23 protein-coding genes are annotated in these 25,643 nt (G+C 67.1%); 12 read left to right on the top strand and 11 right to left on the bottom strand.

All coding sequences use genetic code 11. The annotated features are described in order from the left end of the window. Positions 1–131: 131 nt before the first annotated feature. On the top strand, positions 132–2,069 hold the full coding sequence (locus EDC31_RS05320) for a lytic transglycosylase domain-containing protein (RefSeq protein WP_239641709.1): 1,938 nt from the start codon (positions 132–134) through the stop codon (positions 2,067–2,069). Between the two features lie 57 nt (positions 2,070–2,126). Here the strand turns inward: EDC31_RS05320 and EDC31_RS05315 are convergent, their stop codons facing one another. Continuing rightward, positions 2,127–3,416 carry a hemolysin family protein gene (locus EDC31_RS05315; RefSeq protein WP_042060270.1) on the bottom strand — a complete coding sequence of 430 codons (1,290 nt, stop codon included), beginning with the start codon at positions 3,414–3,416 and terminating at the stop codon, positions 2,127–2,129. Positions 3,417–3,553: 137 nt separating this feature from the next. Next, entirely contained in the window at positions 3,554–4,744 is a 1,191-nt protein-coding gene (gene hpnH, locus EDC31_RS05310; RefSeq protein WP_042060272.1) for an adenosyl-hopene transferase HpnH, read from the bottom strand. 396 nt (positions 4,745–5,140) lie between these two features. Between hpnH and EDC31_RS05305 the strand changes: the two genes are divergently transcribed. The 4 genes from EDC31_RS05305 to hpnK all read left to right on the top strand — a co-directional run bounded on the left by EDC31_RS05305 (position 5,141) and on the right by hpnK (position 9,398). After that, positions 5,141–5,818 (top strand): ABC transporter substrate-binding protein, encoded by a 678-nt coding sequence (locus tag EDC31_RS05305; protein ID WP_042060274.1) that lies wholly within the window; start codon positions 5,141–5,143, stop codon positions 5,816–5,818. 46 nt (positions 5,819–5,864) lie between these two features. Beyond that, the gene (gene hpnI / locus EDC31_RS05300) at positions 5,865–7,040 is read left to right on the top strand and encodes a bacteriohopanetetrol glucosamine biosynthesis glycosyltransferase HpnI (RefSeq protein ID WP_042060276.1); all 1,176 of its coding nucleotides are present in this window, start codon (positions 5,865–5,867) and stop codon (positions 7,038–7,040) included. Positions 7,041–7,112: 72 nt separating this feature from the next. Continuing rightward, positions 7,113–8,537 (top strand): hopanoid biosynthesis associated radical SAM protein HpnJ, encoded by a 1,425-nt coding sequence (gene hpnJ / locus EDC31_RS05295; protein ID WP_042060278.1) that lies wholly within the window; start codon positions 7,113–7,115, stop codon positions 8,535–8,537. A 6-nt stretch (positions 8,538–8,543) separates the two neighbouring features. Beyond that, complete coding sequence (hpnK, locus tag EDC31_RS05290) at positions 8,544–9,398, top strand: hopanoid biosynthesis-associated protein HpnK (protein ID WP_042060279.1); 855 nt, start codon at positions 8,544–8,546, stop codon at positions 9,396–9,398. Here the strand turns inward: hpnK and EDC31_RS05285 are convergent. Then, positions 9,381–10,763, bottom strand: coding sequence for an MATE family efflux transporter (locus EDC31_RS05285; RefSeq protein ID WP_042060357.1), 1,383 nt, complete (start codon positions 10,761–10,763; stop codon positions 9,381–9,383). The two genes, hpnK and EDC31_RS05285, sit on opposite strands and share 18 nt — an antisense overlap. A 146-nt stretch (positions 10,764–10,909) precedes the next feature. Between EDC31_RS05285 and cysS the strand changes: the two genes are divergently transcribed. Together cysS and EDC31_RS05275 are read left to right on the top strand one after the other, a co-directional pair. Continuing rightward, positions 10,910–12,286, top strand: a complete 1,377-nt coding sequence (gene cysS, locus EDC31_RS05280) for a cysteine--tRNA ligase (protein ID WP_042060281.1) — start codon at positions 10,910–10,912, stop codon at positions 12,284–12,286. Continuing rightward, positions 12,283–13,068 carry an RNA methyltransferase gene (locus tag EDC31_RS05275; RefSeq protein ID WP_042060283.1) on the top strand — a complete coding sequence of 262 codons (786 nt, stop codon included), beginning with the start codon at positions 12,283–12,285 and terminating at the stop codon, positions 13,066–13,068. Before cysS ends, EDC31_RS05275 begins: the two co-directional genes overlap by 4 nt. Before the next feature lie 55 nt (positions 13,069–13,123). Here the strand turns inward: EDC31_RS05275 and EDC31_RS05270 are convergent, their stop codons facing one another. Then, positions 13,124–13,519 carry a hypothetical protein gene (locus EDC31_RS05270; RefSeq protein ID WP_042060359.1) on the bottom strand — a complete coding sequence of 132 codons (396 nt, stop codon included), beginning with the start codon at positions 13,517–13,519 and terminating at the stop codon, positions 13,124–13,126. A gap of 101 nt (positions 13,520–13,620) precedes the next feature. Next, positions 13,621–15,099: a glucose-6-phosphate dehydrogenase gene (zwf, locus tag EDC31_RS05265; RefSeq protein ID WP_042060361.1), complete on the bottom strand. Its 1,479-nt coding sequence runs from the start codon at positions 15,097–15,099 to the stop codon at positions 13,621–13,623. A gap of 316 nt (positions 15,100–15,415) precedes the next feature. Here zwf and EDC31_RS05260 point away from each other — a divergent pair, with 316 nt between their 5' ends. Then, a complete protein-coding gene (locus tag EDC31_RS05260) occupies positions 15,416–15,697 on the top strand; it encodes a DUF2312 domain-containing protein (RefSeq protein ID WP_042060285.1) in 282 nt (93 codons plus the stop codon). 58 nt (positions 15,698–15,755) lie between these two features. Continuing rightward, a complete protein-coding gene (locus tag EDC31_RS05255) occupies positions 15,756–16,436 on the top strand; it encodes a hypothetical protein (RefSeq protein WP_042060287.1) in 681 nt (226 codons plus the stop codon). 23 nt (positions 16,437–16,459) lie between these two features. Here EDC31_RS05255 and proB read toward each other — a convergent pair whose 3' ends face one another. The 5 genes from proB to EDC31_RS05230 form a co-directional block, all read right to left on the bottom strand. Further along, on the bottom strand, positions 16,460–17,593 hold the full coding sequence (gene proB / locus EDC31_RS05250) for a glutamate 5-kinase (protein WP_042060364.1): 1,134 nt from the start codon (positions 17,591–17,593) through the stop codon (positions 16,460–16,462). A 22-nt stretch (positions 17,594–17,615) separates the two neighbouring features. Further along, on the bottom strand, positions 17,616–18,653 hold the full coding sequence (gene obgE, locus EDC31_RS05245; RefSeq protein WP_042060289.1) for a GTPase ObgE: 1,038 nt from the start codon (positions 18,651–18,653) through the stop codon (positions 17,616–17,618). A 130-nt stretch (positions 18,654–18,783) separates the two neighbouring features. Continuing rightward, positions 18,784–19,050, bottom strand: a complete 267-nt coding sequence (gene rpmA / locus EDC31_RS05240) for a 50S ribosomal protein L27 (RefSeq protein ID WP_042060292.1) — start codon at positions 19,048–19,050, stop codon at positions 18,784–18,786. A gap of 33 nt (positions 19,051–19,083) precedes the next feature. After that, complete coding sequence (gene rplU / locus EDC31_RS05235) at positions 19,084–19,398, bottom strand: 50S ribosomal protein L21 (RefSeq protein WP_042060294.1); 315 nt, start codon at positions 19,396–19,398, stop codon at positions 19,084–19,086. A gap of 200 nt (positions 19,399–19,598) precedes the next feature. Further along, positions 19,599–20,093, bottom strand: a complete 495-nt coding sequence (locus EDC31_RS05230; protein WP_052512043.1) for an NADH-quinone oxidoreductase subunit B family protein — start codon at positions 20,091–20,093, stop codon at positions 19,599–19,601. A gap of 230 nt (positions 20,094–20,323) precedes the next feature. On the opposite strand from EDC31_RS05230, the gene EDC31_RS05225 reads away from it, so the two are divergent. The 3 genes from EDC31_RS05225 (at position 20,324) to EDC31_RS05215 (ending at position 24,582) form a co-directional block, all read left to right on the top strand. Then, positions 20,324–21,268 (top strand): metallophosphoesterase family protein, encoded by a 945-nt coding sequence (locus EDC31_RS05225; RefSeq protein ID WP_042060296.1) that lies wholly within the window; start codon positions 20,324–20,326, stop codon positions 21,266–21,268. A 75-nt stretch (positions 21,269–21,343) separates the two neighbouring features. Next, complete coding sequence (locus EDC31_RS05220; protein ID WP_042060297.1) at positions 21,344–23,170, top strand: M3 family oligoendopeptidase; 1,827 nt, start codon at positions 21,344–21,346, stop codon at positions 23,168–23,170. Next, positions 23,167–24,582, top strand: a complete 1,416-nt coding sequence (locus EDC31_RS05215) for an ABC1 kinase family protein (RefSeq protein ID WP_042060298.1) — start codon at positions 23,167–23,169, stop codon at positions 24,580–24,582. Before EDC31_RS05220 ends, EDC31_RS05215 begins: the two co-directional genes overlap by 4 nt. 21 nt (positions 24,583–24,603) lie before the next feature. Here the strand turns inward: EDC31_RS05215 and EDC31_RS05210 are convergent, their stop codons facing one another. Further along, on the bottom strand, positions 24,604–25,440 hold the full coding sequence (locus EDC31_RS05210; protein ID WP_042060300.1) for a class I SAM-dependent methyltransferase: 837 nt from the start codon (positions 25,438–25,440) through the stop codon (positions 24,604–24,606). Between the last annotated feature and the right edge of the window lie 203 nt (positions 25,441–25,643).

Below are 25,643 nucleotides of genomic sequence, written 5' to 3'. Positions count from 1 at the left end.
CCGCCTTGATCGCTCAAAAAAAGACATTTCCTGCCCAGATTCTCCACAAAACCCCTAGCGCGCGACACAATCAGACCATATTATGGCTGCGCCACTTTTGTCGGCATTTTCCGCCTCTTGCAAAAAGAGATATGGGCGGCTATCAGCACCCCATCATGCAAGGGAATGCCAGTGAGTTCTCCCTGGGCGGCGGCGCGAGAGCGCTGGTCCTGGGCGCCATGTTTCTGGGTTCGGTTCTGTCACACGCACGAGCCCAGGATCACACGAACCGAGACACATCATCCGATCGGGACTCAGGCCAGGGCGAGGAAGTCGCCTTCGCCGTGCCGCGCGAGCCGGGTCACAGGCGGGGAGCGCCGCTGCCGCGGACCCTCTCGGCCGCCGACGCAGCCGCCGTGCGCGAGGTGCTGTTCCTGCAACGCTCCGGCCGTTTCGACGACGCGACACGCCTGACCGGCACGCTGCGGAACACGCTGCTGCTGGGCGACATTCTCGCCGATCGTTATCTGAACCCCGCCTATCACCCGAAGGTCCATGAGTTGCGGGACTGGCTGGCGCGCTACGAAAGTTTCGCCGACGCCGCCGCGATTCAGGAGAAGCTGATCGGCCTCGCCGGTCTCGGCGACGTCGCGCGACGCAACTTCCCTACGCCTCTGTCTCCCGCTACGACCTCCGCCCCGGCTCTTCACGAGTCCGATCCCGCCGCCCATCTCCTCACCCGCAACGCCTTGCTGGACCACACGGTCAACGAACGGGCGGCGCAGGGAGAGAAGGGCGCGCGCAGCGCCGTCCGGCTGATTGACGCGACGCCGGGCATGACGCCGCTCTACAGCGCGACGCTGCGGGCGGAGATCGCGCTCACCCTGTTGAGCCAGGGCAAGACCGTCTATGCGGGCAAGCTGGCGCGGGACGCGTTCGAGCGCTCCGGGCGTCGCCTGGGCAAGCCGGCCTATATCGCGGGCCTCGCGGCCTGGCGGCTGGGCGACCCGGAGCAGGCGCTCGCCCTGTTCGGCGCGGCAAGCCGTGCGCCCCTCACCGACGGCTCCCTCATCGCCGCGGCGGCCTATTGGGCGGCGCGCGCGGAACGACGCATGGAGCGGCCGGATCACGCCCGCCTGTGGCTGCGCCGCGCCTCGACCGCGTCAGGCACGTTCTATGGCATGCTCGCCGGCCAGGTGCTCGGCGAACAGCACCATCATCTCCGCGATGTCCTGCCTTATCCGGACTCGTCCGCTCCCGCTGAACCAGGCGCCGCCGAAACACTGGGCGAAGCCGACGTGGAGGCGATCGCCGAGCTGCCGCAAGGTCCACGCCTGTTCGCCCTGCTGCAACTCGGGGAAAAGGATCGGGCGGAGGCGTTCCTGCGCCGTCTCTGGCCGGATATCCTCAATGACGCGCCGCTCTGCCATTCCGTGCAGCTCGTCGCCGCGGCGGCGGGGCTGGACTCCCTGGCCGAGCAGATCGCCACGATTCTCGCGGCGCGCGAGAACAAGCCCGCCAATCTCAAAGGCTTCCCCCTCCCTCACCTCACCCCGCGCCACGGTTTCCGCGTCGATCCCGCTCTGGTCTATGCGCTGACGCGGCTCGAATCGAATTTCGACGCCAAGGCGGCGTCCGGCAACGGCGCGCACGGCCTGATGCAGATTCGTCCGATGACGGCGAATTTCGTCACCGGCTGGGCCGCGTCCGACATGATAGACCGGCTGCATAATCCCGGCGTGAATCTTGAAATCGGGCAGCTCTACCTGCTGTATCTCGCGTCCCTGAACGGAGCGAACAGGACGGACAGCGATCTGGTGCACGTGCTGGCGGGCTATAATGCCGGACCGAGCGCGATCCAGAGCTGGGAGAAATCCCTCTCCGACGACGCGGTGACGGACCCGCTGCTGTTCATCGAGACTTTGCCGAACACCGAAACCCGGGATTATGTTCAGCGCGCCCTCACCTATCTCTGGATCTATGCGGACAAGCTCGACCTGCCCACGCCATCGCTGAAACGCCTTGCCCATGCGGAATGGCCGCTCTTCGCCGAGGAGCAGGCGATCCGGCCGGGCATGACGCGCCACTGAACAGGCCCGGTTCAAGAGGCGCGCAGAGACAACGCTCCGGGCGATTGCGCGCAGGGGTCAGTTCTCCGCCAACACCTGACGGCTGGCCCGGACGCGCATGACGCGACGGCGGTCCATTTCCAGCACCTCGAACATCCAGCCGCCGAAAGCGACCTTGTCGCCGATGGCGGGCACGCGGCGCAACAGGGCGAGGATCGCCCCGCCCAGCGTATGGTAGCTGCCCTGGGAGGGGAGATCCGGCAGTTCGAGCATCTCCCGCACCTCGTCCGCCGGCATGAAGCCGTCAAGCGTGTATTCGTTCTTGCGGCTGACCGTTTCCTCCAGCACGCGACGCTCCGCCTGCTCGTCGCCGACGATGGCCTCGAAGAGATCCGACGGCGTGACGATCCCCTCGAACGAGCCGTACTCGTCATAAACGAAGGCGATCCCCAGCGTCTTGCCGCGCATCCGCTCGATCATGTCCTGCGCCGTCAGGCTGTCCGGCACCACCAGCGGCTCGCGCATCGCGGCGTCGATGGAGACGGGCAGCCCCTGAAGCAGGCGCGCCATGATGTCCTTGGTCAGAATCACGCCGACGGGATGATCCACATCCCCCTCGCAGACGACGATGCGCGTGAAGGTCGAGGCGCGCAGCTTCGCGACCAGCGCCTCGCGTCCGGCCCGGCGGTCCACCCAGAAAAGCTCGTTGCGCGGCGTCATGATGGCGCGGACCGGCCGGTCGGCGAGACGCAACAGACGCTCGATCATGATGCGCTCGCCGGTTTCCAGCACCCCGGCCGCCGTTCCTTCCGCCAGCACCGCGCGCAATTCCTCCTCGGTCACGGCGGAGCGCTTCAGCGCGGTGAAGCCGAACAGGCGGAGGGTCAGCGCGGCGGTGCGCGCGAGCAGCCAGACGACGGGACGCGCGCCGGTGGCGAGGCAGAGCAGCGGGAAGGACAGCCCGGCCGCGATGCGCTCGGGCTGCTGCAACGCGATCTGCTTGGGCACGAGTTCGCCGAAGACCAGCATCGCGAAGGTGATGACGACCACCACCAGCACGAGGGCGATATCCCCCGCATAGGGCAGGAGAACGGCCGATCGGCCGACGAGCGCCGCCACCCTGGCTTCGATGCTGTTGCCGCCGAAGAGACCTTCGAGAATCGAGACGAGCGTCATGCCGATCTGCACGGTGGGAAGAAAGGCATGCGGCTCCTCGGCGAGGCGCAGGGCGCGCTGGGCCCCCTTGCCTCCCCTTTTGGCGAGCGCCTGAAGCCGGGGGCGCCGCGCGGAAATCAGCGCGAGTTCGCCCATGGCGAAGACGCCGTTGAGCAGAATCAGAATGATGATGATGAGAATCGAGACGAACATTGCGGCTTTCGCGGGATCACGGACGTTCAGAACACAGTAGACGAGGCGGCGCGCGCGCGAAATCCGGCGCCCAAAAACGAAAGAACCCGGCGCGCGGGGGCGGCCGGGTTCTTCCGTTCATCTGTTCAGGACAGGCCTCAGTCCGCCGCGTCGGTGAACGTCTCGCGCGCGGGTGTGTCGTTGCCATGCACGCGCACACGCGGCCCGCGCGCCGGACGACGGGTGCTGAGAACGGCCATCTGCTCCTCGACCTGCTTCTCGTAGCGATATTCCGCCGGACGCTGATTGGTCAGCGGAATTTCCGGCGCCATCGGCTTCTCGGTTTCCGGCCCGGTCAGCGCGACCTTGGCGATGTGCCAGGGGCGCTTCACCGCATCCATGACGGCGGTGGATTCGTAGCCCGAATGGACCATGCAGTCGGCGCATTTCTCATATGCTCCGGTGCCGTACTGCTCCCAGGCCGTATCGTCCATCAGTTCCTTGAACGTCTTGGCGTAGCCCTCGCCCAGCAGGTAGCACGGGCGCTGCCAGCCGAACACCGTGCGCAGCGGCTTGCCCCACGGCGTGCAGTGATACGTCTCGTTGCCCGCCAGGAAGTTCAGGAAGAGCGGCGACTGGGTGAAGCGCCATTTCTTGCCTTTGCCGAGGCGGAAGATGTCGCGGAAGAGCTGCTTGGTCTTCTGGCGGTTCAGAAAGTGCTCCTGGTCCGGCGCGCGCTCATAGGCATAGCCCGGCGCCGTCATGATGCCGTCCACGCCCATCGCCATCACCTCGTCGAAGAAGGCGGCGACGCGCTTCGGATCGGCGCCGTCGAACAGGGTGCAGTTGATGGAGACGCGGAAACCGCGCGATTTCGCGAGCTTGATCGCCGCGACGGCGCGGTCGAACACGCCGTCCTGACAGACGGAGGAATCATGCATCGACTTGTCGCCATCCAGATGCACGTCAAAGGAGAAGAAGGGCGACGGCTCGTAATCGTCGATCTTCTTCTCGAGCAGCAGGCCGTTGGTGCAGAGATAGACATATTTCCTGCGCCCGACCAGCCCCTTGACGATCTCGGGCATCTCCTTGTGCAGCAGCGGCTCGCCGCCCGCGATGGCGATGACGGGCGCGTCGCATTCCGCATCGGCGTCCAGGCAGTCCTGGAGACTCATGCGCTGGTTGAGAATCTGCGCGGGATAGTCGATCTTGCCGCAGCCGGCGCATGCCAGATTGCAGCGGAAAAGCGGTTCAAGCATCAGAACGAGGGGATAGCGTTTCCGACCGGAAAGGTGCTGTTTGAGCACATATCGTCCAACGCGGACGGCCTGCATCAAGGGAACGGCCATGTATCTCTTTGCTCCTGCGCCGGGGACACGCTCCGGATATCTCCGCCCTGCGGGCCGGAAACCGGATGCCATCCCCGCGCGTCAACCAACTTCATTCCTGCGCCTCAGGCAACATTCCCGCCCGAAAGGCAACATAAACTTCCGTCAGAAAGGATGTTTCGAAGGAACCCGGCGCGAAAGAAATGCCCCGGCTCCCAATAGGGTCAAGAATGCCTCATCCTTGGCAAATATCCCAACCTTCCTCAATAAGCCCGCATGGAAGTAAATGATGAATGTGGCAAATTTACCACGGCCGGGAGCGTTCCGCCAATCTGAATCGTGGCATCGCTTGCGCGGGGGTGTAAAGAGACCCCACCTCTCCCGCCAGCGCGAAGCCGCTCAAGCAAGGGTATCCGGATGACTGTATTGCCTGCGAAGAAACTTCCCGCGCGCCGGGGCCTGTCCGCCGCGCTTCTTTCGGCCCTGATCGCCGCCGCCTCCCTGCCGATGGTTGTTTCCGACATCGCCCTGGCCCCGAGCGCCCAGGCCCAAAGCGCGTCGGCCGCAAGCGCGCCGATCGCCACGCTCTACGCCACCCTGACCCGGGCCGAGGCGTCGGACGCCGGAGCGCCGGAGGCGCGGGCCGCGCTGATCGGCCCCGCCGTCGATCAGGCCTTCGATCTCGAGACCGTGCTGAGGAATTCCGTGGGGCTGCGCTACGCGGGTCTTTCCGCGGACGAGAAGGCGAAGCTGCTGCGGGCCTTTCGGGACTATACCGTCGCGCGCTACGTCTCCAACTTCAAACCGGGCGCGGGGGCGAAATTCACGATCGCTCCCGCCACGCGGCCGTCTCCGTTCGGCAACGGCGTGATCGTGGACACGACGATCGGCGGATCGTCCGACACGCCGACCGCCGTCGACTACGTCATGCAGGCAGGCTCCGGCGGCTATCGGATCGTGGACGTGCTGCTGGACGCGCATATCAGCCAGGTCGCGACGCAGCGGGCCGATTTCAGCAGCGCGCTCAACAGCGGCGGCGTTCCCGCGCTGATCGCGCTGATGAACCGCAAGACGCAAACCTTCATGCAGAACTGAATGGGAAGGCCGTGCGTTTGAGGAACATGAGCCGGACGCGCCCGAGGTGAGCGTGCTGACCACCCTTCTCGGCAGCTTCGCCGGCGGCGTGGCTCTCGCCGGATGCGCGCAAGCCGTGTGCGGCGCGTTCCTGCTCGGCCGGTTCCGCCGCGCCGAGCGCCGCCCGGTCACGCCGGACGCGCCCTGGCCGCCCGTAACCGTGCTCAAGCCTCTGCACGGCGACGAACCGATGCTGGAAGAGGCGCTGGAGAGTTTTTGCCGCCAGGACTATCCGGATTTCCAGATCATCTTTGGCGTGCAGCGCCCCGATGATCCGGCGATCGCCGTCGTGCGGCGCCTCCAGCAGCGCTTTCCCGCCCTGGCGCTGGATCTCGTGATCGATTCGACGATGCACGGGATCAACCACAAGGTCGGCAACCTCATCAACATGTACGGCCACGCGCGGCATGACATCCTCGTGATTTCCGATTCGGACATTCACGCGCCGCCGGATTATCTGCGCGATGTCGTCGCGACTCTCGGGAAGCCGTCGGTCGGGCTGGTGACGACGCTCTACGCGGGCCTTCCCGCCAGCCGGACGCTGGTGCGCGGCTGGAGCGCCTATCAGATCAACCAGAATTTCCTGCCCGGAGTCATGATGTCCCGCCTGCTGGGACGTCGGGATTGCCTCGGCGCGACCATGGCGTTGCGGCGCGAGACGCTGGAACGGATCGGCGGACTGGACGCCCTCGTGACGCATGTGGCCGATGACGCGGTGCTGGGCCGCGCGGTGCGCGATCTCGGGCTGGATGTCGAACTCGCCCCCTGCATGACGTGGACGACGACCGCGGAATCCTCCTTCCGCGAGATGTTCGAGCATGAATTGCGCTGGGGCCGCACGGTGAAGAACGTCGAGCCGGTCGGGTACGGACTCTCCGCCATCCAGTTGCCGCTCTTCTGGGCCAGCGTGATGCTGGCGTGTTTCAATTTCAGCCGGGAGGCGTTTCAGCTCTTCCTGGCGATCTGGCTCGTCCGGGCGCTGGCCGCGATCTGGGTCGATCTGTGCGTGAGCCAGGTCGATCCGCTTCTGATTCTGCTGCAACCGCTGCGCGAATGGCTCTCCGCCCTCGTCATGGTCGGCAGTGCGCGCGGCCAGCGTGTTGAGTGGCGCGGCCAGACGCTCCATATAGGGCGTCACACGCCTGTCACGAATTTAAGACACCCTCTGGAACCGGGCGACTAGAAATCGCCCCTCCGCCGGGATAGGACCACTTAACGCGCGGCTTGCCGCCGATCTCGCCAGGAATATTCACCGATGATGCGAACCCTCTTCCTTCAGCCCCCCTCATTCGACGGTTTCGACGGCGGCGCGGGCTCGCGCTACCAGGCGAAGCGCGAGATCCGGTCCTTCTGGTATCCGACCTGGCTGGCCCAGCCGGCGGCGCTGGTGGAGGGCTCGCGGCTGATCGACGCGCCGCCCGCGAAGATGGGGATGGAGCCGATCCTCAAGGACGTGATGAACCGCGATCTGGTCGTGATGCACACCTCCACCCCGTCCTTCGCCTCGGATGTGCGCGTGGCGCAGATGCTGAAGGATGCGAATCCGAATCTCATGATCGGCATGGTCGGCGCGAAGGTCGCCGTGCAGCCGGACGAGAGCATGGCCAAGGGCGGCCCGATCGATTTCGTGGCGCGCAACGAGTTCGATTTCACGATCAAGGAAATCGCCGAGGGCCGCGACCTGAAGGACGTGGACGGCATCACCTGGCGCAACCGCGAGGGCGTCGTCGTCTCCAACCGCGACCGCGCGATGATCGAGGACATGGATTCCCTGCCCTTCGTCACCGAGGTCTACAAGCGCGACCTGCGTATCGAGGACTACTTCATCGGCTATCTGATGCACCCGTATCTCTCGATCTATACGGGACGCGGCTGCAAGTCGCGCTGCACCTTCTGCCTCTGGCCGCAGACGGTGGGCGGCCATCGCTACCGCACGCGCAGCCCCGAGCACGTCGCCGCCGAGATCCGCCTCGCCCGCCAGTATTTCCCGCAGGTGAAGGAATTCTTCTTCGACGACGACACCTTCACCGACGACCTGCCCCGCGCCGAGGCGATCGCGCGCGAACTGGGCAAGATGGGCGTCACCTGGTCCTGCAACGCCAAGGCGAACGTCCCCTATTCCACGCTGAAGGTGCTGCGCGACAACGGGCTGCGCCTGCTGCTCGTGGGGTATGAGAGCGGCAACCAGCAGATCCTGCACAACATCAAGAAGGGCATGCGCGTCGAGGTCGCCCGCGAATTCACCAAGAACTGTCACGAACTCGGCATCAAGATCCACGGCACCTTCATCGTCGGCCTGCCCGGCGAGACGAAGGAGACGATCCAGGAGACGATCCGCTTCGCGCAGGAGATCAACCCGCACACCCTGCAGGTCTCGCTGGCCGCGCCCTATCCCGGCACGTTCCTGCACAAGCAGGCGACGGAGAACGGCTGGTTCAACGAGGCCGAGGCCGAGCTGATCGACGAGCACGGCATCCAGATCGCCCCGCTGCATTATCCGCATCTGTCGCATACGGAGATCTTCAACTCGGTGGAGGAATTCTACCGCAAGTTCTATTTCCGCGCGCCGAAGATCGCCTCCATCGTCAACGAGATGGTGCGCAGCCCGCAGATGATGAAGCGCCGCCTGCGCGAGGGCGTGGAGTTCTTCCAGTTCCTCAAGGACCGTCACGCCGCCTGACGCGCCATGGCGGAGCGCCGGCTTATCGTCTCGGCCGATGATTTCGGCCTGAGCGAGGAGATCAACGAGGCCGTCGAGATCGCGCATCGCGACGGCCTGCTGTCCACGGCGAGCCTCATGGTCGCCGGGCCCGCGAGCATGGACGCCGTGCGCCGCGCCAGGCGCCTGCCCGGCCTGCGGGTCGGGCTGCACCTCGTGGTGATCGAGGGCGAATCCGCCCTGCCGCATGAGGCGATTCCCGCCATCACCACGGCGGAAAACGGCTTCGGGACGGATCAGCTTCGCCTCGGCGTGCAGTATTTCTTCTCGCCGCGCGCCCGGTCCGCCCTGCGCCGGGAGATCGAGGCCCAGTTCCGCGCCTTCGCCTTGTCCGGGCTGACGCTCGATCACGCGAACGCCCACAAACACATGCATCTGCATCCGACCGTGGGACGCCTGCTGATCGAGACGGGGGCGGGAGTCGGCCTGCGCCATGTGCGCACGCCTCTCGAACCCCCCGCCCCGCTGGAGGAACCCGACACGCCCGGGGCCGCGGCGTTGCGCCGCTGGTGCGGCGTGTTGCGGCGTCAGATCCGCCGGGGCGGGATGACCACCAATGACTGGTGCTTCGGCCTCGCCTGGAGCGGGCACATGACGACGGCGCGCGTGGCGGGCCTGGCGTCCCGCCTGCCGCCGGGCCTCTCCGAAATGTATTTCCATCCCGCCACGGCGCGGAACGCCCGACTGCGCGCCCTCATGCCGGAATACGACCACGAGGGAGAGTTCGCCGCGCTCGTCTCCCCCGCGTTCCGCGCGGCGGTGAGGGAGAGCGGCGTGCGCCCCGTCACATGGGCCGATGCGGGATCAGGCCGCGCGGCGTAGCTTCGCCCGCAGGCGGATCGGCAGCAGGATACCGACCGCCACCAGCCCGCCGGCCAATCCGTACCAGAGCCCCTCCACGCCGAGCCCTTGCGCATCGGCGAGCCATCCGCCGCCGATGAAGGTGCAGAGCGTATAGCTGACCACGATCAGCACCATCGGCACCAGCGTATCATGGCAGGCGCGCAGCGCCCCCGCTGCCGTCACCTGCAACCCGTCGAAGATCTGATACACCGCCGCGATCCGCAGGAGCTTGACGGCGATGGCCGCGGCGCTCGCCCCGCCGGGGCTGGTGGTATCGAGATAGACCCCGGCGATCACTGCCGGACACGCCAGCAGCAGGCCCCCGCTCACCACGCTCCACGCCAGCGCCAGCCCCATCGCCCCCCACGCCGCGCGGCCGGCGGCGCGCCGGTCGCCCGCGCCGAGCCAGTAGGCGACGCGCACATTGGCGGCCTGCGAAAGAGCGAGGCTCATCATGAACAGCAATGAGGTGACGCTCACCGCGACCTGATGCGCGGCCAGCGCATCCGTGCCGAAATGCCCCGCGCGCAAGCCGGTGATCTGGAAGGCGGCGACCTCCGCGCCCGTCGCGGCGGTCAGCGGCAGGCCGAGGCGCAACATGGTCCGCATGACGGGCCATTGCGGGCGGACGAGACGCAGATGGGGCCGCAACTCCGCCTGCCGCCAGCAGAGCGCCACCAGCAGGAATGCGATCAGCCACCCCGTCACGCAGGACGCAACCGCCGATCCCCAGAGGCCGAGCGCCGGCAGACCGAGCCAGCCATGGATGAGCGCTGCGTTCATCACGCCATTGACCAGGGCCATGAACGGCATCGTAGCGAGAAGCAGCCGCTCGCTGCCGAAAGCGGGCAGCACGATCCGCAACAGCCCGATCACCACGAGATCCGGAAAGAGCGATCCCAACAGGATATGCATGAAGCGCGTGCCGGGCACGAGAATCGCCTCCGGCTCGCCGAAGGCGCGAAAAATCGCCTCCACGGGCAGGAGCACGGCGAGAACCGGCACACACAGCAGAACCGCGCAGGCGAACCCCGCCGAGACGAGGCCGGAAAAATTCCTTCCCTGCGCCCCACGCCCGGCCGCGGCTTCCCCGCGCGCCCTGGCGATCAGGACGCTCACCCCGCCGAGCCCGGCCTGGAAGGTGACGAGGGTCACGAAGAACAGCCCGGTGGACAATCCGCCCACGGCCAGCGCGGCCGCGCCGATCCCGCCAAGGAGAATATTGTCCGTCACGCCCATGGCCATTTCACTGATCTGCGAGAGGCTGAGCGGCAGGGCGATATGCGTCAGGGCGGCAAGCTGGGCAGGCCAGCGCGTCGTCCGGGACTCCGTTAAACTGTGCATGACGTCCTTCTCGCAGATCGGGGGCACGCTGGCCACGGCCCACCCGCGCGAATTCGCTCAAATCGGGACCCGCGCGCAATCGCACCAAACGGGAGGGCAAAATGGGAGTTGCACGCGACCTTCGGCTGACGCATTGAGAGGCGGCCATGGTCGATTCGCCTTTCCTCCCGTCACTTTCCGCGCGTCCGCTGCTGTTGACCGACAGCCAGACGCATCGCAAGCGTGTGTTCGAACCGCTCGATCCGGAGCATGTGCGCGTCTATTATTGCGGCCCGACCGTCTATGACGCCGCGCATATCGGCAATCTGCGCGCCATGCTCAGCGCCGATGTGCTGGTGCGGCTCCTGCGCGCGCTTTACCCGCGCGTCACTTTCGCGCGCAACATCACCGACGTGGACGACAGGATCGCCGACCGCGCCCGCGCCAATGGCGAGGAGATCGCGACGCTGACCGCGCGCACGACGGCGGATTTTCACGCCGACGTGGCGGAGCTGAACATCCTGCCGCCCGATATCGAGCCGCGCGCGACGCATCATATCGGCGAGATGCTGGCCATGATCGGCCGTCTGATCGCCAACGGCCATGCCTATGAGGCCGAAGGGCATGTGCTGTTCTCCGTCCGCGATTTCGCGAGTTACGGCGCGCTCTCCGGCCGCTCGCTCGACGACATGCTGGCGGGCGCGCGCGTCGAGATCGCGCCCTACAAGCGCGATCCGGGCGATTTCGTGCTCTGGAAACCCTCCTCCGACGACCAGCCAGGCTGGCCCAGCCCCTACGGACGCGGACGGCCGGGCTGGCATATCGAATGCTCCGCCATGTCGCACCGCTATCTGGGCGAGAGCTTCGACATCCATGGCGGCGGGGACGATCTGCTCTTCCCCCATCATGAGAACGAGCGCGCGCAGTCGCTCTGCTGCTTCCCCGGCAGCCAGTTCGCGCGCTACTGGCTGCACAACGCGATGCTGCTCTCCGACGGCGAGAAAATGTCGAAATCCCTCGGCAATTTCTACACCATCCGGCAGGTCATCACCCGCGCGCCCGCGCAGGCGCTGCGGCTGCTCTATCTCGGAGCGCATTACCGCTCGGTGCTGGATTTCACCTGGGACAAGCTCGAGGACGCGAAGAAGACGCTCGACCGCTTCTATCGCGCCTTCGAGAAGTCTCCGCCCGCTGACGGCGCGCCCGTCCCGGAGGCCGTGCTGGCCGCGCTCTGCGACGATCTGAACACCCCGCTCGCACTGGCCGCGCTCCATCCGCTGGCCGATGCGGCCATGCAGGGAGATGCCGCCGCCGCCGCCGCGCTCAAGGCCGGCGGGACGCTGCTCGGGCTGTTCCATCAAACGGCGGATGAATGGTTCCGATCCGGAGCGGACGAGGCGGCGATCGAACGCCTGATCGCCGCCCGGCTGGACGCGCGCAGGACGCGGGATTTCGCCCGCGCGGACGAGATCCGCGCCGAACTCGCGGCGCAGGGAATCCTGCTGGAGGACGGTCCGCACGGCACGAGCTGGAGGCGCGCGTGACGGGCCGGGAAGGCGGGGCCGATATCGGCCCGATCGGCGAGAACAGCCCGGTCGTGATTCTCGTGCGGCCGCAACTCGCGGAGAATGTCGGCACGACGGCCCGCGCGATGGCCAATGGCGGCCTCTTTCACCTCCGCCTCGTCGCCCCGCGTGACGGCTGGCCCCAATCGCGCGCCTGGTACGCGTCCTCCGGCGCGCATCGGATTCTCGACGCCGCCACGGTGCATGACACGGTGGACGACGCCGTGGCCGATTTGCATCGCGTCATGGCGACCTGCCCGCGCCCGCGCCATATCGTCAAGACGGTGATGACCCCGCGCGGCGCGGCGGCGGAGCTGCGCGCCCGCGCCGCGCAGGGGCTGCGCACCGGCATCCTCTTCGGCCCGGAGCGCGCGGGGCTGGACAATGAGGACATGGCGCGCGCCGACACGCTCGTCCGATACCCGCTCAACCCGGATTTCATGTCGCTCAATCTCGCCCAGGCGGTCCTCGTCATGGCCTATGAATGGTGGATGGCCGAGGACACGACCGCGCCGCGCGTGCTGATGACGAACGAGACGCGGGTGGCCACCAAGGGCGAACTGGAAAACTTCCTGAGCCATCTGACGCGCGAACTCGACGCCTGCGGCTTCCTGCGCAACGAGCAGAAGCGGCCGGGCATGGTGCGCAATCTGCGCCATCTCTTCCAGCGCGGCGACGTGACGGAGCAGGAACTGCGTACGATGCACGGCGTCATCACCGAACTCGCCCGCGGGCGGAAGAGCGGGCAGACGCCCGGCTGACCGCTCACGGTCCCGGAGGATCTCCCGCCCGAATCGGATGAGAGGCCGAAGCGCCTCACGGCCTCATCGGATGAAAGACTCCCGGCGTGCCGTGATCCGTCTGAAGTTCCCGATCCGCCTTGTCCACACGGATGGTGAACAGCATCTGCGGCTTGCCGTCCGGATCGGGACAGCCCTTGATGTGCTTGGCCATGACGTCGATCCGCTGGGCGTTCAGCGGATCGTTCCCGTTGACGATGAAGACCAAACAGCGGCCCGGCTCGTCCGTCATGCCGTTATGGGTGACGAGAATGCGCAGATGCTCCACCAGCTTGGTGTCGTCGAACCAGGCCAGCTTGTCGAAGGTCATGCGGTCCGCGGCGACGTCCAGCACCCCCGTCTTCATCAGCACCACCATGAGCAGCGAGGCAGGCAGCACCACGAGCAGGCGGCGGATGATATGCTGCCGCATGGTGCGCGGCTTGCCCCGCCCGGAACCCAGGCGCGGCGTTGAAGTCTTGTTCGTCCCGGTCACTCTGCCCCTGTCCTCCGTCGTCGCGCTGCAAACTTGGTTTATGCAGCGCCGCTGTACCACGCATCGCCGTGACGCGCGAGGAGGTCGTCCGCTTCTTTCGGTCCGTGGCCGCCCGCCGGATAGCCGCACATCGGCACGTCCTGCCGCCCCCACCCCTCCAGAATCGGCTCGATCCAGCGCCATGCCGCCTCGACCTCGTCGCGGCGGATGAAGAGAATCGGGTTGCCGCGCACCGCATCGAGCAGCAACCGCTCATAGGCGTCGGGATATCTCTGCCTGAATTGCCGCTCGAAATGCACATCCATGGTGGCGCACCGGAGATCGAACCCGTCATCCGCCGGGTCCTTGGCATTGAACCGCCAAGTGACGCCCTCGTCAGGCTGAACGCGGATGACGAGCAGATTGGCGCGCGGGGGGGAGGGGAAGAGATCGGCCCCCGAAGAACGGCCCGCTTCCGGCGGACGAAACGTGATGACGATCTCGCTCACCTTCTCCGCCAGACGCTTGCCCGTGCGGAGATAGAACGGCACCCCTTTCCATCGCGGCGTGTCGATCTCCGCCTGAACGGCGGCATAGGTCTCGGTCGTGCTCGCATGGCCGAGTTCGTCGAGATAGCCCGGCACCGCCTCGCCCTTCACCTCGCCCGCCTGATACTGCGCGCGGACGGTGTTCTCGCCCACCGCCGCGCCGGTCAGCGGTCGCAGCGCGTGCAACACCGCGACCTTCGCATCGCGCACCGCATCGGCGTCGAGCGATGCGGGCCGTTCCATGGCGACGAGACTCAACACCTGCAACAGATGATTCTGCACCATGTCGCGCAGCGCGCCCGTGGTGTCGTAATAGGCCGCGCGCTTCTCCACGCCCACCACCTCGGCGGCGGTGATCTGCACCGAACTGATATGCTCCGCCGACCAGGCGTTCTCCAGCACGGGATTGGCGAAACGCAGGGCCATCACGCCCTGTACCGTTTCCTTCCCCAGATAATGATCGATGCGGAAGATGTTCTCCTCGCTGAAGAACCGCCCGACGCCCTCATTGATGTCCTGCGCCGTCCGGAGATCGATGCCGATGGGCTTTTCCAGCACGACGCGGCTTTCCGGCGTGATCAGCCCCCGCGCGTCGAGCGTGGCGCAGACCTTGCGATACAGCTTCGGCGCGGTGGCGAAATAGAACACGCGCACGCGGCCGTCCTCCAGCAGGGCGGACAAGCCGCTCCAGTCCGCAGTCTCGTCGGCCGCATCGAGACTGACGTAATGCACCAGCTCAAGGAATTGCGTGACGGTCTCCGGATCGTGATACGCGTCTCCGACGAAGCTTTCGAGCGCCTCTCGCGTGCGCTGCTGAAAGGCGGACCGCTCCAGGGCGGAGCGGGCGACACCGATGATGCGCGCAGTCCCCGGCACTTCCCCCGTGCGGAAGCGATGATAGAAGGCCGGCAGAAGCTTGCGCATCGTCAAGTCGCCGGATGCGCCGAAAATCACGTAATCGAACGGCTTGACCGGAGTTATGTCGCTCATATCCTTCAGCCTTTCGTAAACTGGACGTTCCGGCCACATGCCGGACTGGACTCCTGCCGCCGGCCTGTGGCCGACTCTTTCCCAAAAACGACGGCAAACACGGCAGCCCTGCGCCTGCACAGGCATGCGCGGGAGACACGATGATTGACGTCCGGGATAGTTCTAATTCGGTCGAAGGAGCATACGCTGTCAAGTGTGACGAGGATCACACCAACCGTTGACCGGGCGCACGATCGCGCGATAAGCCCGCACGATGAGCACACCCGCGGGTGCGACCGACGACGCCCCCACCCCGGAGCGGCCGGGAAACGGGCAAATGGAGAAAAGCAGAGTGGATAACGAGACATCCTTCGAGGACGCCGCCGTCGGCAACATCGCCGCGGACCGTCTGCGCTCGGTCATCGAGCGCGTCGAACGGCTGGAAGAGGAGCGCAAGGCGCTCGCGGGCGACATCAAGGACATTTTCGCCGAGGCCAAGTCCGCCGGTTTCGACGTGAAGGTGATCCGCCAGATCATCCGCATCCGCAAGCAGGAGCCGGCCGAGGTCGAGGAGCAGGAAACGCTGCTCGACATCTATCGCCGCGCCCTCGGCATGTGAGGCCCGCCATGGCCGCGCCGCCCCTGCCGCCGGAACCCGCCTTTCCGAGCATCGCGCCATGAGCGGCCTCCTGGCCGCGATCCCCCTCTGGCTGCAAGGCGCCGTCCTGCTGGTCGGGCTCGGACTGGGGCTGATCTTCCTGCTGATGCCGTTCGCGGTCTTCGGGGTGAAACCCCGTCTGGAGGAAGTGGAGTTGCAGCTCGGCGAATTGCGGGCCGAGCTGCGCAGCCTGTCCATGCGCCTGTCGCAGACCGCCCCGCCGCCGCCCTCCCGGGAGACCGTTCGGGACGACGACCCGCGCGACACCCCGGATCGGAAGAGCCGCGACGCCTGGCTCCGTCAGGACGCTCCTGCCGCTCCGTCGGCCCCGGCATCGCCCTTCCCCGCCGCGGAGACGTCCGATTACGCGGACGATCCGCTTGCCGCGCCGCCGCATGTCAGCCAGATTCTCCGACCGACGCATTTCGATCCTCCCGCCGCGCCCCGGCCCGAACCGCCGCGTCCGCCCCGGCCCGCCCCGTGGAAGGAGCCGCCGCATCAGCCCGGCGAGGCGTCGGGTCCTGTGTCGAAGGAGCGTGGGCCGACGCCCCCTCCATCCTGGGAGGACGCCGATCGTCTGCGGTATCGCGAGGAAATGGCGCCCCGTCCGACCACGGAGGAGGAACGGCGACGCCGGGAGGAGGAGCGCCTCTCCCGGCCCCGCTCCGAACCGACCCTTCGCTGGCCGCCCCGACAGTAAGAGCCCGGCAGTAAGAAGCTGTCTCAGCCCTGGTTCAGCACGAGATTGTCCCGATGGATCAGGCTGCGGCGGCCGCGATAGCCGAGGAGCGCCTCCATCTCCTCGCTCTGATGGCCCGCCAGCAGCGCGGCGTCCTGCGAATCATATTCCGCGAGGCCACGCGCGATTTCCGCGCCCGCGAGATCCTGCACCGCCACGAGATCGCCGCGCGCGAAGTCGCCCCGCACTGCCCTTACCCCGGCGGGAAGCAGCGACGCCCCTCTGAGCAGGGCCAGCCGCGCGCCGTCATCGACGACCAGCGTGCCATGGACCCGCAATCCGCCGCCGATCCAGCGTTTGCGCGCCGAACCGGCGTCGATGACGGCGCGGAACCAGGTGCAGCGGCCGCCATTCAACAATCGCGCGACGGGCCGATCCCCCTGCCCCGCCGCGATCGCCATGGACGCGCCCGCGCGCGTCGCGATCCGCGCGGCCAGGAGTTTGGTATACATCCCCCCCGAGGAATATCCCGGCGGCGGCGCGCCGCCCATGTTCATGATGTCGTCGGTCAATGAGTCGACGACGGGGATATGACGCGCCTCCGGGTCGAGACGCGGGTCCGCGGTGTAGAGCCCGTCAATGTCGGAGAGCAGGATCAGCACATCCGCCCCCACCATCTGGGCCACGCGCGCGGCAAGGCGATCATTGTCGCCGAAGCGGATTTCCGCCGTGGCGATGGCGTCGTTCTCGTTGATGACCGGCACGCAGCCAAGGCCGAGCAACGCCTTGAGCGTGGCGCGCGCATTGAGGTGCCGCGCGCGATTCTCGGTGTCGTCCGGCGTCAGCAGAAGCTGGGCGGCGGTCAATCCGTGCCGCGCGAGCGCCGCACTCCATGCCTGGGCAAGCCTGATCTGCCCGACGCTGGCCGCCGCCTGTTTCTCCTCCAGACGCAGGCGCGGCCCCGTCAGCCCGAGCGTCACCCGCGCCAGCGCGATCGCGCCGGAGGAAACGACGATCACCTCCGTCCCCCGCGACCGCAGCAGGGCGATATCGGCACAGACGCCGTCCAGCCAGGTTTCGCGCAAGGCCGCCTGCGCCGCATCGACCAGAAGCGCACTGCCGATCTTGATGACCACACGCCGCGCCTGAGCCAGCGGGCCGTCCGTCCCGTTCTGCATGGACCCGGCCTGCGCGGGCTCGTCATGCATGGAGATCATCGCGCATTACGTCCTGCGCCGCGTTTTCCCGCGCCGCATTCACCCGGTCCTGCACGGCGCGCAGCAACTCCGGCAAGCCGTCGCGCGTGACGCCGGACAGGGGAAAGACCGGCGCGCCCGACGCCTTGGCCAGCGCGCGCGTCTTGGCCTTGATCTGCGCCGGGGTCAGCGCGTCGCATTTGTTCAGCACGACGAATTCCGGCTTGGTCGCCAGCCCCTCGTCATAAGCGGCGAGTTCCTTGCGGATCAGGCGGTAATGCGCCACGAGCCGGCTCTGCGTGCCGTCCAGCAGGTGGACCAGCATGGCGCAGCGCTCGACATGGCCGAGGAACCGATCGCCCAGCCCGGCACCCTCGCTCGCCCCCTCGATCAGGCCGGGAATGTCGGCGATGACGAATTCTTCCGTCGCATTGATCCGCACCACGCCAAGCTGCGGATGCAGCGTCGTGAACGGATAATCGGCGATCTTCGGCCTGGCGCGGGAGCAGACGGAGAGCAGCGTGGATTTCCCGGCATTCGGCAGCCCGACCAGACCGACATCGGCGATCAGCTTCAACCGCAGCCAGACCCAGCGTTCCTCTCCGGGCCAACCCTTGTCCGCCCGGCGGGGCGCGCGATTGGTGCTCGTCTTGTAATGCGCGTTGCCGAAACCGCCGTCGCCACCGCGGCAGAGCGTGATCTCCATGCCCGGCCTGTCGAGATCGGCCAGCATCGTTTCGCGGTCCTCGTCAAAGATCTGCGTGCCGATGGGCACGTCGATCACGACGTTCGGCGAAGCCGCGCCAGTGCGGTCGGAGCCCGCGCCGTTGCCGCCCTTGCGCGCGCGGAAATGCTGGGTGTAGCGAAAATCGATCAGCGTGTTGAGGTTCTCGACCGCGCGGAACACGACATCGCCGCCACGGCCGCCATTGCCCCCGTCAGGACCGCCGAACTCGATATATTTTTCCCGCCGGAACGCGATGACACCGTCGCCCCCGTCGCCGGAACGGACATAGATCTTGGCCTGGTCGAGAAATTTCATGGTCCGTCATCCGCTCGGGCCGATACAACAAGGCCGGAGAACAAAAAAGGCCGACCCCAGACAGGGCCGACCTCCGCACAGGCGCGCGACCCCCGCCGGGAGGGCCGCCGCGCCGTTTCCCGCGCCGTGGTTATTCGGCGGCCTGGGCCAGTTCCACGGAAACGTGGACGCGGCCTTCCGCACGGCGCTGGAATTTCACGTGGCCGTCGACCAGCGCGAAGAGCGTATGGTCCCGTCCGATGCCGACATTCGTGCCCGCATGCATCTTCGTGCCGCGCTGGCGCACGATGATGTTGCCCGCCACGACCACTTCGCCGCCGAACTTCTTCACGCCGAGACGACGGCCCGCGCTGTCGCGTCCGTTACGGCTGGAGCCGCCTGCCTTTTTCTGTGCCATTGGGTGTTACTCCCTAGTTCCCTGTCGGACCGATCAGGCCGCGTTGATCGCGTCGATACGCAGCACAGTAACCGGCTGGCGGTGCCCGTTCTTGCGGCGGCTGTTCTGCCGGCGGCGCTTCTTGAAAATGATGACCTTGGCAAGACGGTCCTGGGCGATGACGGTCGCCGTCACGCTCGCGCCCGCCACGAGGGGCGCGCCGATGGTGACGCCGGTCTCGCCGCCGATCGCGAGCACGTCGGTGAAGGTCACGGTGCTGCCGGCCTCGGCCTCCAGCTTCTCGACCTTCAGCGTGGCTTGCGGCGCCACGCGATACTGCTTTCCGCCTGTGCGGATCACTGCAAACATGTCAAAACTCTCTTCGGTCCGAACACTTGGCGATTCTTTGCCAGGGTTTCTCCCCCGGTCGGCATCGCCCCGTCGCTTTTTGTTATTGGCCCCTCCGGAGAGGGGCGAGTGGCGCTCCCTACAGGATCAGGCGTCGGGAAGTCAACAAATGGAAGGCGCCGGACACGAAAATTCTGTCCCGCGCCCCGCGCCCGCCCTTGTCACGACACGACCTGCCCCGCGGCGAGACGGCGAAGCGCGTGCAGAATCTCCTCCGGCGCGGGTGGGCAGCCGCGCAGGCTCATATCGCATCGGATCATCCCGTCGAACGCATCCTCGGCCGAACCGCCGTTCACGGCGTAGTCGGAAAGGAACGGCCATTCCCCGAGCGCGCAGGCCCCGACGAGAGCGAGCCCCTTCGGGTTCGGCATCGCCTGCCAGATCTCATGAACCCAGGCGACCATCGGCCGTGTCAGGCATCCCGTCACAAGCAGAAGGTCGGCATCGCAAGGCGTATCGACGAAGCGGATCGCGTCGCCCTCGCCGCCGAAGACCCCATACCGTAGCGTATCGAACTCCGAGGCGCACCCGTCACACCCGCCGGCCTGGAGAACGAAAAGCGAGAGGCCCCGAGAGCGCCCCTTGTTCTGCCGGCCCGTGTCCTGCCGGCGCGGACTCCAGACGGCGGCGTCCAGCAGCAGGCGCAGAATCGACACTGTCGGCCCTCCTTGTGGAAACGGCTCCAGAGGCGGAAAGGTGACTTATATACATGACGCGGCTCGGAGCCAGACCCAGGCCGCGCGACAGTCGGGCTCCGAGTTGCGGTTCGATGTCCGGCGCTCCCACGATTCCTTTAAAGTTTTGTGACCGACCACAGGAAATCTTGATCGCGCGCGGCGGATGAGGGCTCAGTTTCCCGGCCTTCCCACAGAACCGGAGCCCCGCCATGACAGTGCTCAGGAGACGCCACTTCCTCTCGCTCGGCGGCGCGACGCTGCTCGCCGCGAACGGGGCCGCCCGGGCGGACGTTCCCGCGCGGCCTCCCCTGCTCGCTCATGAGCCCTTCACCTTCCTCTTCATCACCGACACCCATATCCAGCCGGAACTCGACGCGGCGAAGGGCTGCCACATGGCCTTCGCGCGCGCGCGGCGAATCAACGCGGATTTCGCGATACAGGGCGGCGACCATGTCTTCGACGCGCTCGGCGTCAATGCCGGGCGCGCCAACGCCCTGATGGATCTCTACCGCCGCACCGCCGACGACCTGAGCCTCCCCGTGCATCACACGATCGGCAATCACGACTGCTTCGGCGTCTACACGAAAAGCGGAGTCGCGCCGACCGATCCGATGTACGGCAAGAAATATTTCGAGGACCAGTTCGGCCGCCTCTATTACAGCTTCGACCACAAGGGCGTGCATGTCGTGGTGCTGGATTCCATCGGCATCACGGCCCAGCGGCTCTATGAGGGCCGCATCGACGCCGCCCAGCTCGACTGGCTCCGGCGCGATCTGGCGGCGCTGCCATCCGGCATGCCGGTCATCGTCGTCACGCATATCCCGCTGGTGACGGCGGTCTCGGCCTATCTTCCCCCGCCGAAGGAGCCGCCGCCCCATCCCGGCGCCCTCTCCGTCGTCAATGCCTGGGAGGTGCTGCCGCTCTTCGACACCGTCAACGTCATCGCCGTGCTGCAAGGCCATACCCATGTGCTGGAACGGGTGGACTGGCACGGCGTCCCCTACATTACCGGCGGCGCGGTCTGCGGCAACTGGTGGCACGGCACGCGGCTCGGCGCACCGGAAGGCTTCATGGTCGTGAACGTCGCGGACGGAAAAATCGCCACGCAATATGAAACCTACGGGTTCCACTCCATCGACCCGAAAAATACCTGAGCGAATCACACCCGGGCTTCGACCGGGCTCAGGGCGGGGTTTGAACTCAGCCGGGAGCGGTCTAGTCTCGCTTCCATGACGATGCGCATGCTTTCCCCTACCGAGACATCTTCTCCCCCCGGCCCGGGCGCTCCGCCCCGCTGGGATCTCGGCGATCTCTATGCGGGGCCGGACGATCCGGCGATCGCCGCCGACATCGCGCGGACGGAAGACGCCGCCAAGGCCTTCGCCACGCGCTGGAAAGGACGGCTGGCCACGGCCTCGGCCGGCGACCTCGCGCAGGCGCTGGACATGTATGAGTCCATCGAGGAGACGATGGGCCGCCTCGGCTCCTACGCCCAGCTTGCCTTCGCTGCGCAGACGACCGATCCGGCCAGCCAGCGTTTCGCCCAGAACACGCGCGAGACGCTGACCGGACTCGCCGCGCATCTGCTGTTCTTCACGCTGGAGCTGAACCGCATCGAAGACGCCCCGATGGCGGCGCTCACCGCCGATCCGGCCCTGGCGAAATGGCGGCCCTATCTGCGCGACCTCCGGGTGTTCCGCCCCTATCAGCTTTCCGACGAGGTGGAGCAGGTGCTGATGGAGAAATCCGTCACCGGGCGCGCCGCGTGGAACCGGCTCTTCGACGAGACGATGGCGGCGCTGACCGTGACGCTCGACGGGGCGGAAAAGCCGCTGGGCGAGGCGTTCAACCAGCTCGCGGACGCGGATCGCACGAAACGCGCCGCAGCGGCGGGGGAGATCAGCCGCGTCCTGGGCGAGAACAACCGCCTGCTGACGATGATCACCAACGTCCTCGCCAAGGACAAGGCGATCGGCGACACGCTGCGCGGCTATGCGCGCCCCTGCTCGTCGCGCAATCGCGCCAACATGGTCGAGGACGAGGTGGTGGACGCGCTGGTCGCCGCCGTGGACGCGGACTATCCGCGCCTTTCCCATCGTTACTACAGCATGAAGGCGCGCTGGCTGGGGCTGGACAGGCTCGAACACTGGGACCGCAACGCCCCGCTCCCCGGCGCGAGCGACCGGCGGATTTCATGGGCGGACGCCACCATCATCGTGCGCAAGGCGTATCGGGACTTCGATCCGCGCCTCGGCGAGCTGGTCGGGCGGTTCATGGACAATCCGTGGATCGACGCCGCCCCCGTGCCGGGCAAGTCCTCCGGCGCCTTCGCGCACCCGGTGGTGCCCTCCGCCCATCCTTACGTGCTGATGAACTATCATGGCCGCACGCGCGACGTGATGACGCTGGCCCACGAACTCGGCCATGGCGCCCATCAGCTTCTGGCGGCGAAGCAGGGCTATCTCCAGTCCGCCACACCCCTGACTCTGGCGGAAACCGCCTCCGTCTTCGGCGAGATGCTGACCTTCCAGTCCCTGCTGAAAGCGGAGACCGATCCCGCCGCCCGGCGCTTCATGCTGGCGGCGAAGGTCGAGGACATGCTGAACACCGTGGCGCGCCAGATCGCCTTCTACCAGTTCGAGACGAAGCTGCATGACGAGCGGCGCGGCGGCGAACTGCCCGCCGAACGCATCGGCGCGCTGTGGCGCGAGGTGCAGGCGCACAGCCTCGGCCCCGCCTTCCATTTCACGCCGGATTACGATCTCTACTGGTCCTATGTCCCGCATTTCGTGCATTCGCCGTTCTACGTCTACGCCTATGCGTTCGGCGATTGCCTGGTGAACGCGCTGTACGGCGTCTATCAGGACGGATTGCCGGGCTTCGCGGACACCTATCTCGCGATGCTGGAGGCGGGCGGCACGCTCCGTCATCGGGAGTTGCTCGCCCCCTTCGGGCTCGACGCGGGAGATCCCGCCTTCTGGCGCCGGGGGCTGGATGTGATCGCCGGGCTGATCGACGAACTGGCCGCGGCGGACAGCGAGGCGGAACGGGCATGACGACCGATCCTGAAGAGACCGGGGAGAGCAGGGACGATCGCGACGTCCGGCGCGCGCGGGACATGGACAGGACGGGCTTCCTCGGCGAGTTGCGCCGCATGGCCCGGACGTCGGGCGCGGTCGGCGGCATGGCGGCGCGCTTCGCGGGCAGCCGGCTGGGCCTCAAGCCCAGCGCCGCCGGCCATGCGGGCGATCTGACGGCGGCGCTCGGCGGCCTCAAGGGGCCGCTGATGAAGGCCGCCCAGCTCCTGTCCACCATCCCCGGCGCGCTGCCGGACGATTACGCCCGCGAACTGGCCCAGCTTCAGGCCAATGCCCCGCCCATGGGCTGGAGCTTCGTGCGGCGGCGCATGATGGCGGAACTCGGCGCAGGCTGGGAGAAGAATTTCCGCGCCTTCAGCCGTGAGGCCGTCGCCGCCGCCTCGCTCGGGCAGGTGCATCGCGCGATCACGGCCGACGGGCGGGACGTGGCCTGCAAGCTGCAATATCCCGACATGAATTCAGCCGTGGAGGCCGATTTACGGCAGTTCCGCGTCGCCATCGGGCTGTTCCAGCAATTCGCGCCCGCCGTCAGACAGGAGGACGTGGTCGCCGAGCTTACCTCCCGCCTGCGCGAGGAGCTGGATTACGAGCGCGAAGCCTCCCATCTGCGCCTTTACACCCTCATGCTGAAGGACGACGAGGAGATTTCCGTTCCCGAGCCAGTCGAGACGCTGACCACCCGGCGCCTGCTCACCATGGACTGGGTCAGCGGGCGCGGGTTGCAGGCGGTGCTGGACGCCGACCCCACGCAGGAGGAGCGCAACGCCATCGCCCGCGCGCTGTTCCGGGCGTGGTATGTGCCGGTCTATCGCTACGGGGTGATCCATGGCGACCCGCATATGGGCAATTTCACCATCCGCGACGATTTCGGCCTCAACCTGCTCGATTTCGGCGCGATCCGGGTTTTCCCCGCATCCTTCGTCAAGGGGATCATCGAACTCTTCACCGCCCTCACCGAACGCGACGAGGATCGCGCCTTCCACGCCTACGCGCTCTGGGGCTTCAAGGGCATCAACCGCGAGACCGCCGCCATTCTCAACGAGTGGGCGGCCTTCCTCTACGGGCCGCTGATGGACGACCGTGAAAGGCCGATCCAGAACAGCGACAACCCCAATGAAGGGCGAGACCTGCTGAGCAAGGTCTATGAGGGCATCAAGCGCACCGGCGGGGTGACGCCGTCGCGCGAGTTCGTGCTGGTGGACCGCTCCGCCATCGGGCTGGGCAGCGTGTTCCTCCGGCTGGGCGCGCGGCTGAACTGGCACCGCATGTTCCAGGACATCATCGCCGGTTTCGACGAAACGGCGCTCGCGGCGCGTCAGGCGGCGGCGCTGGCCGAAGCCCGCGTGCCGCCGCCGCTGAACGGTCTCTGACTCTCTCCTGCGCCCCGCGCCTCAGGCCCGGGCATGCACGACATGCCCGCCCGAATCGGCACCCGGCGCGCCCTCGGCCGGGCCGAACAATGCGGCGATCTCCGCCGCGCCGAGATCCTCGAACCAGCGGAAATTGGTGAGTTCCAGCAGATCTTCCATCGCGCGCGGCGAGAAATCCGTCCGCCAGGTCTCGCCGTGCTCCGCCAGAGCTTTCGTCCGGTTCTCGGCATAGGCGCGCTCCTCCCCCGAGAGCATCTCGGCAGGCTCGTAATAATCGTAGACGACCTCGCCGCGCGGCAGGGATGAGATGAACCGCAGCAACGCGTCGTTCATCTCCCATGTCAGATACGGCAGCAGCCCGAGGCAGAAGAAGAACACCGGGCGGAACGGATCGAACCCCGCCTCCTGAAGACGCGGCAGGAGGCCGTCCCGCTCCAGGTCGCACGGCACGAGGCGCACGCCCTCCGGAATAGCCAGCCCGGCCTGCGCGACGCGCGCGCGCTTCCATGCCAGCATCTCGGGGCGATCGACCTCGAAAATGCGCAGCCCCTCCCCGGCATGGGGATGGCGCAACCCGATCGTTTCCAGCCCCGCCCCCAGCACCACCAATTGCCGCGTACCCCCCTGCACGGCGCGCGCCAGACGGTCCTCGGCAATGCGGCTGCGCGCGGCGATGAAGCGGCGCGAGCGCGCCTCCCATGGCCTGTCCGGATCGGCAAGGAGTGCGTCCTGCGACAGGCCGGGCAGGATCGAGGCCAGCGGATCGGCGAAAATCCGGCCGCCCTCGTGGTGCTGGTGCCGCGCACGATGGCGTGCAACATGCCAGGCTGAAAAACTCGGCGGCGGATCGAGCGTCATGCCATTGCCGCCATAAGCTGTTCGACCTGCCCTTCCGCCGGACCCATCAGCCCCATCGCTTCCTCCTGCAAGAACGGAGCGACACGCCATGCGGAAACGGGCCGGGGCATGACGGGACTCTCCGCGAAAAATTCCGCCGGAGAGTGGGCGCGCGGGCGCGGCGCGTCAACGGCCTCCGATTGAGCGGGAGCGGACAGAGTGAT

This window comes from Acidomonas methanolica (assembly GCF_004346035.1).
In the GTDB taxonomy this organism is placed as follows: domain Bacteria; phylum Pseudomonadota; class Alphaproteobacteria; order Acetobacterales; family Acetobacteraceae; genus Acidomonas; species Acidomonas methanolica.
The sequence above is the reverse complement of the archived record's forward strand: the minus strand, read 5'-3'. Positions and strand labels throughout refer to the sequence as shown.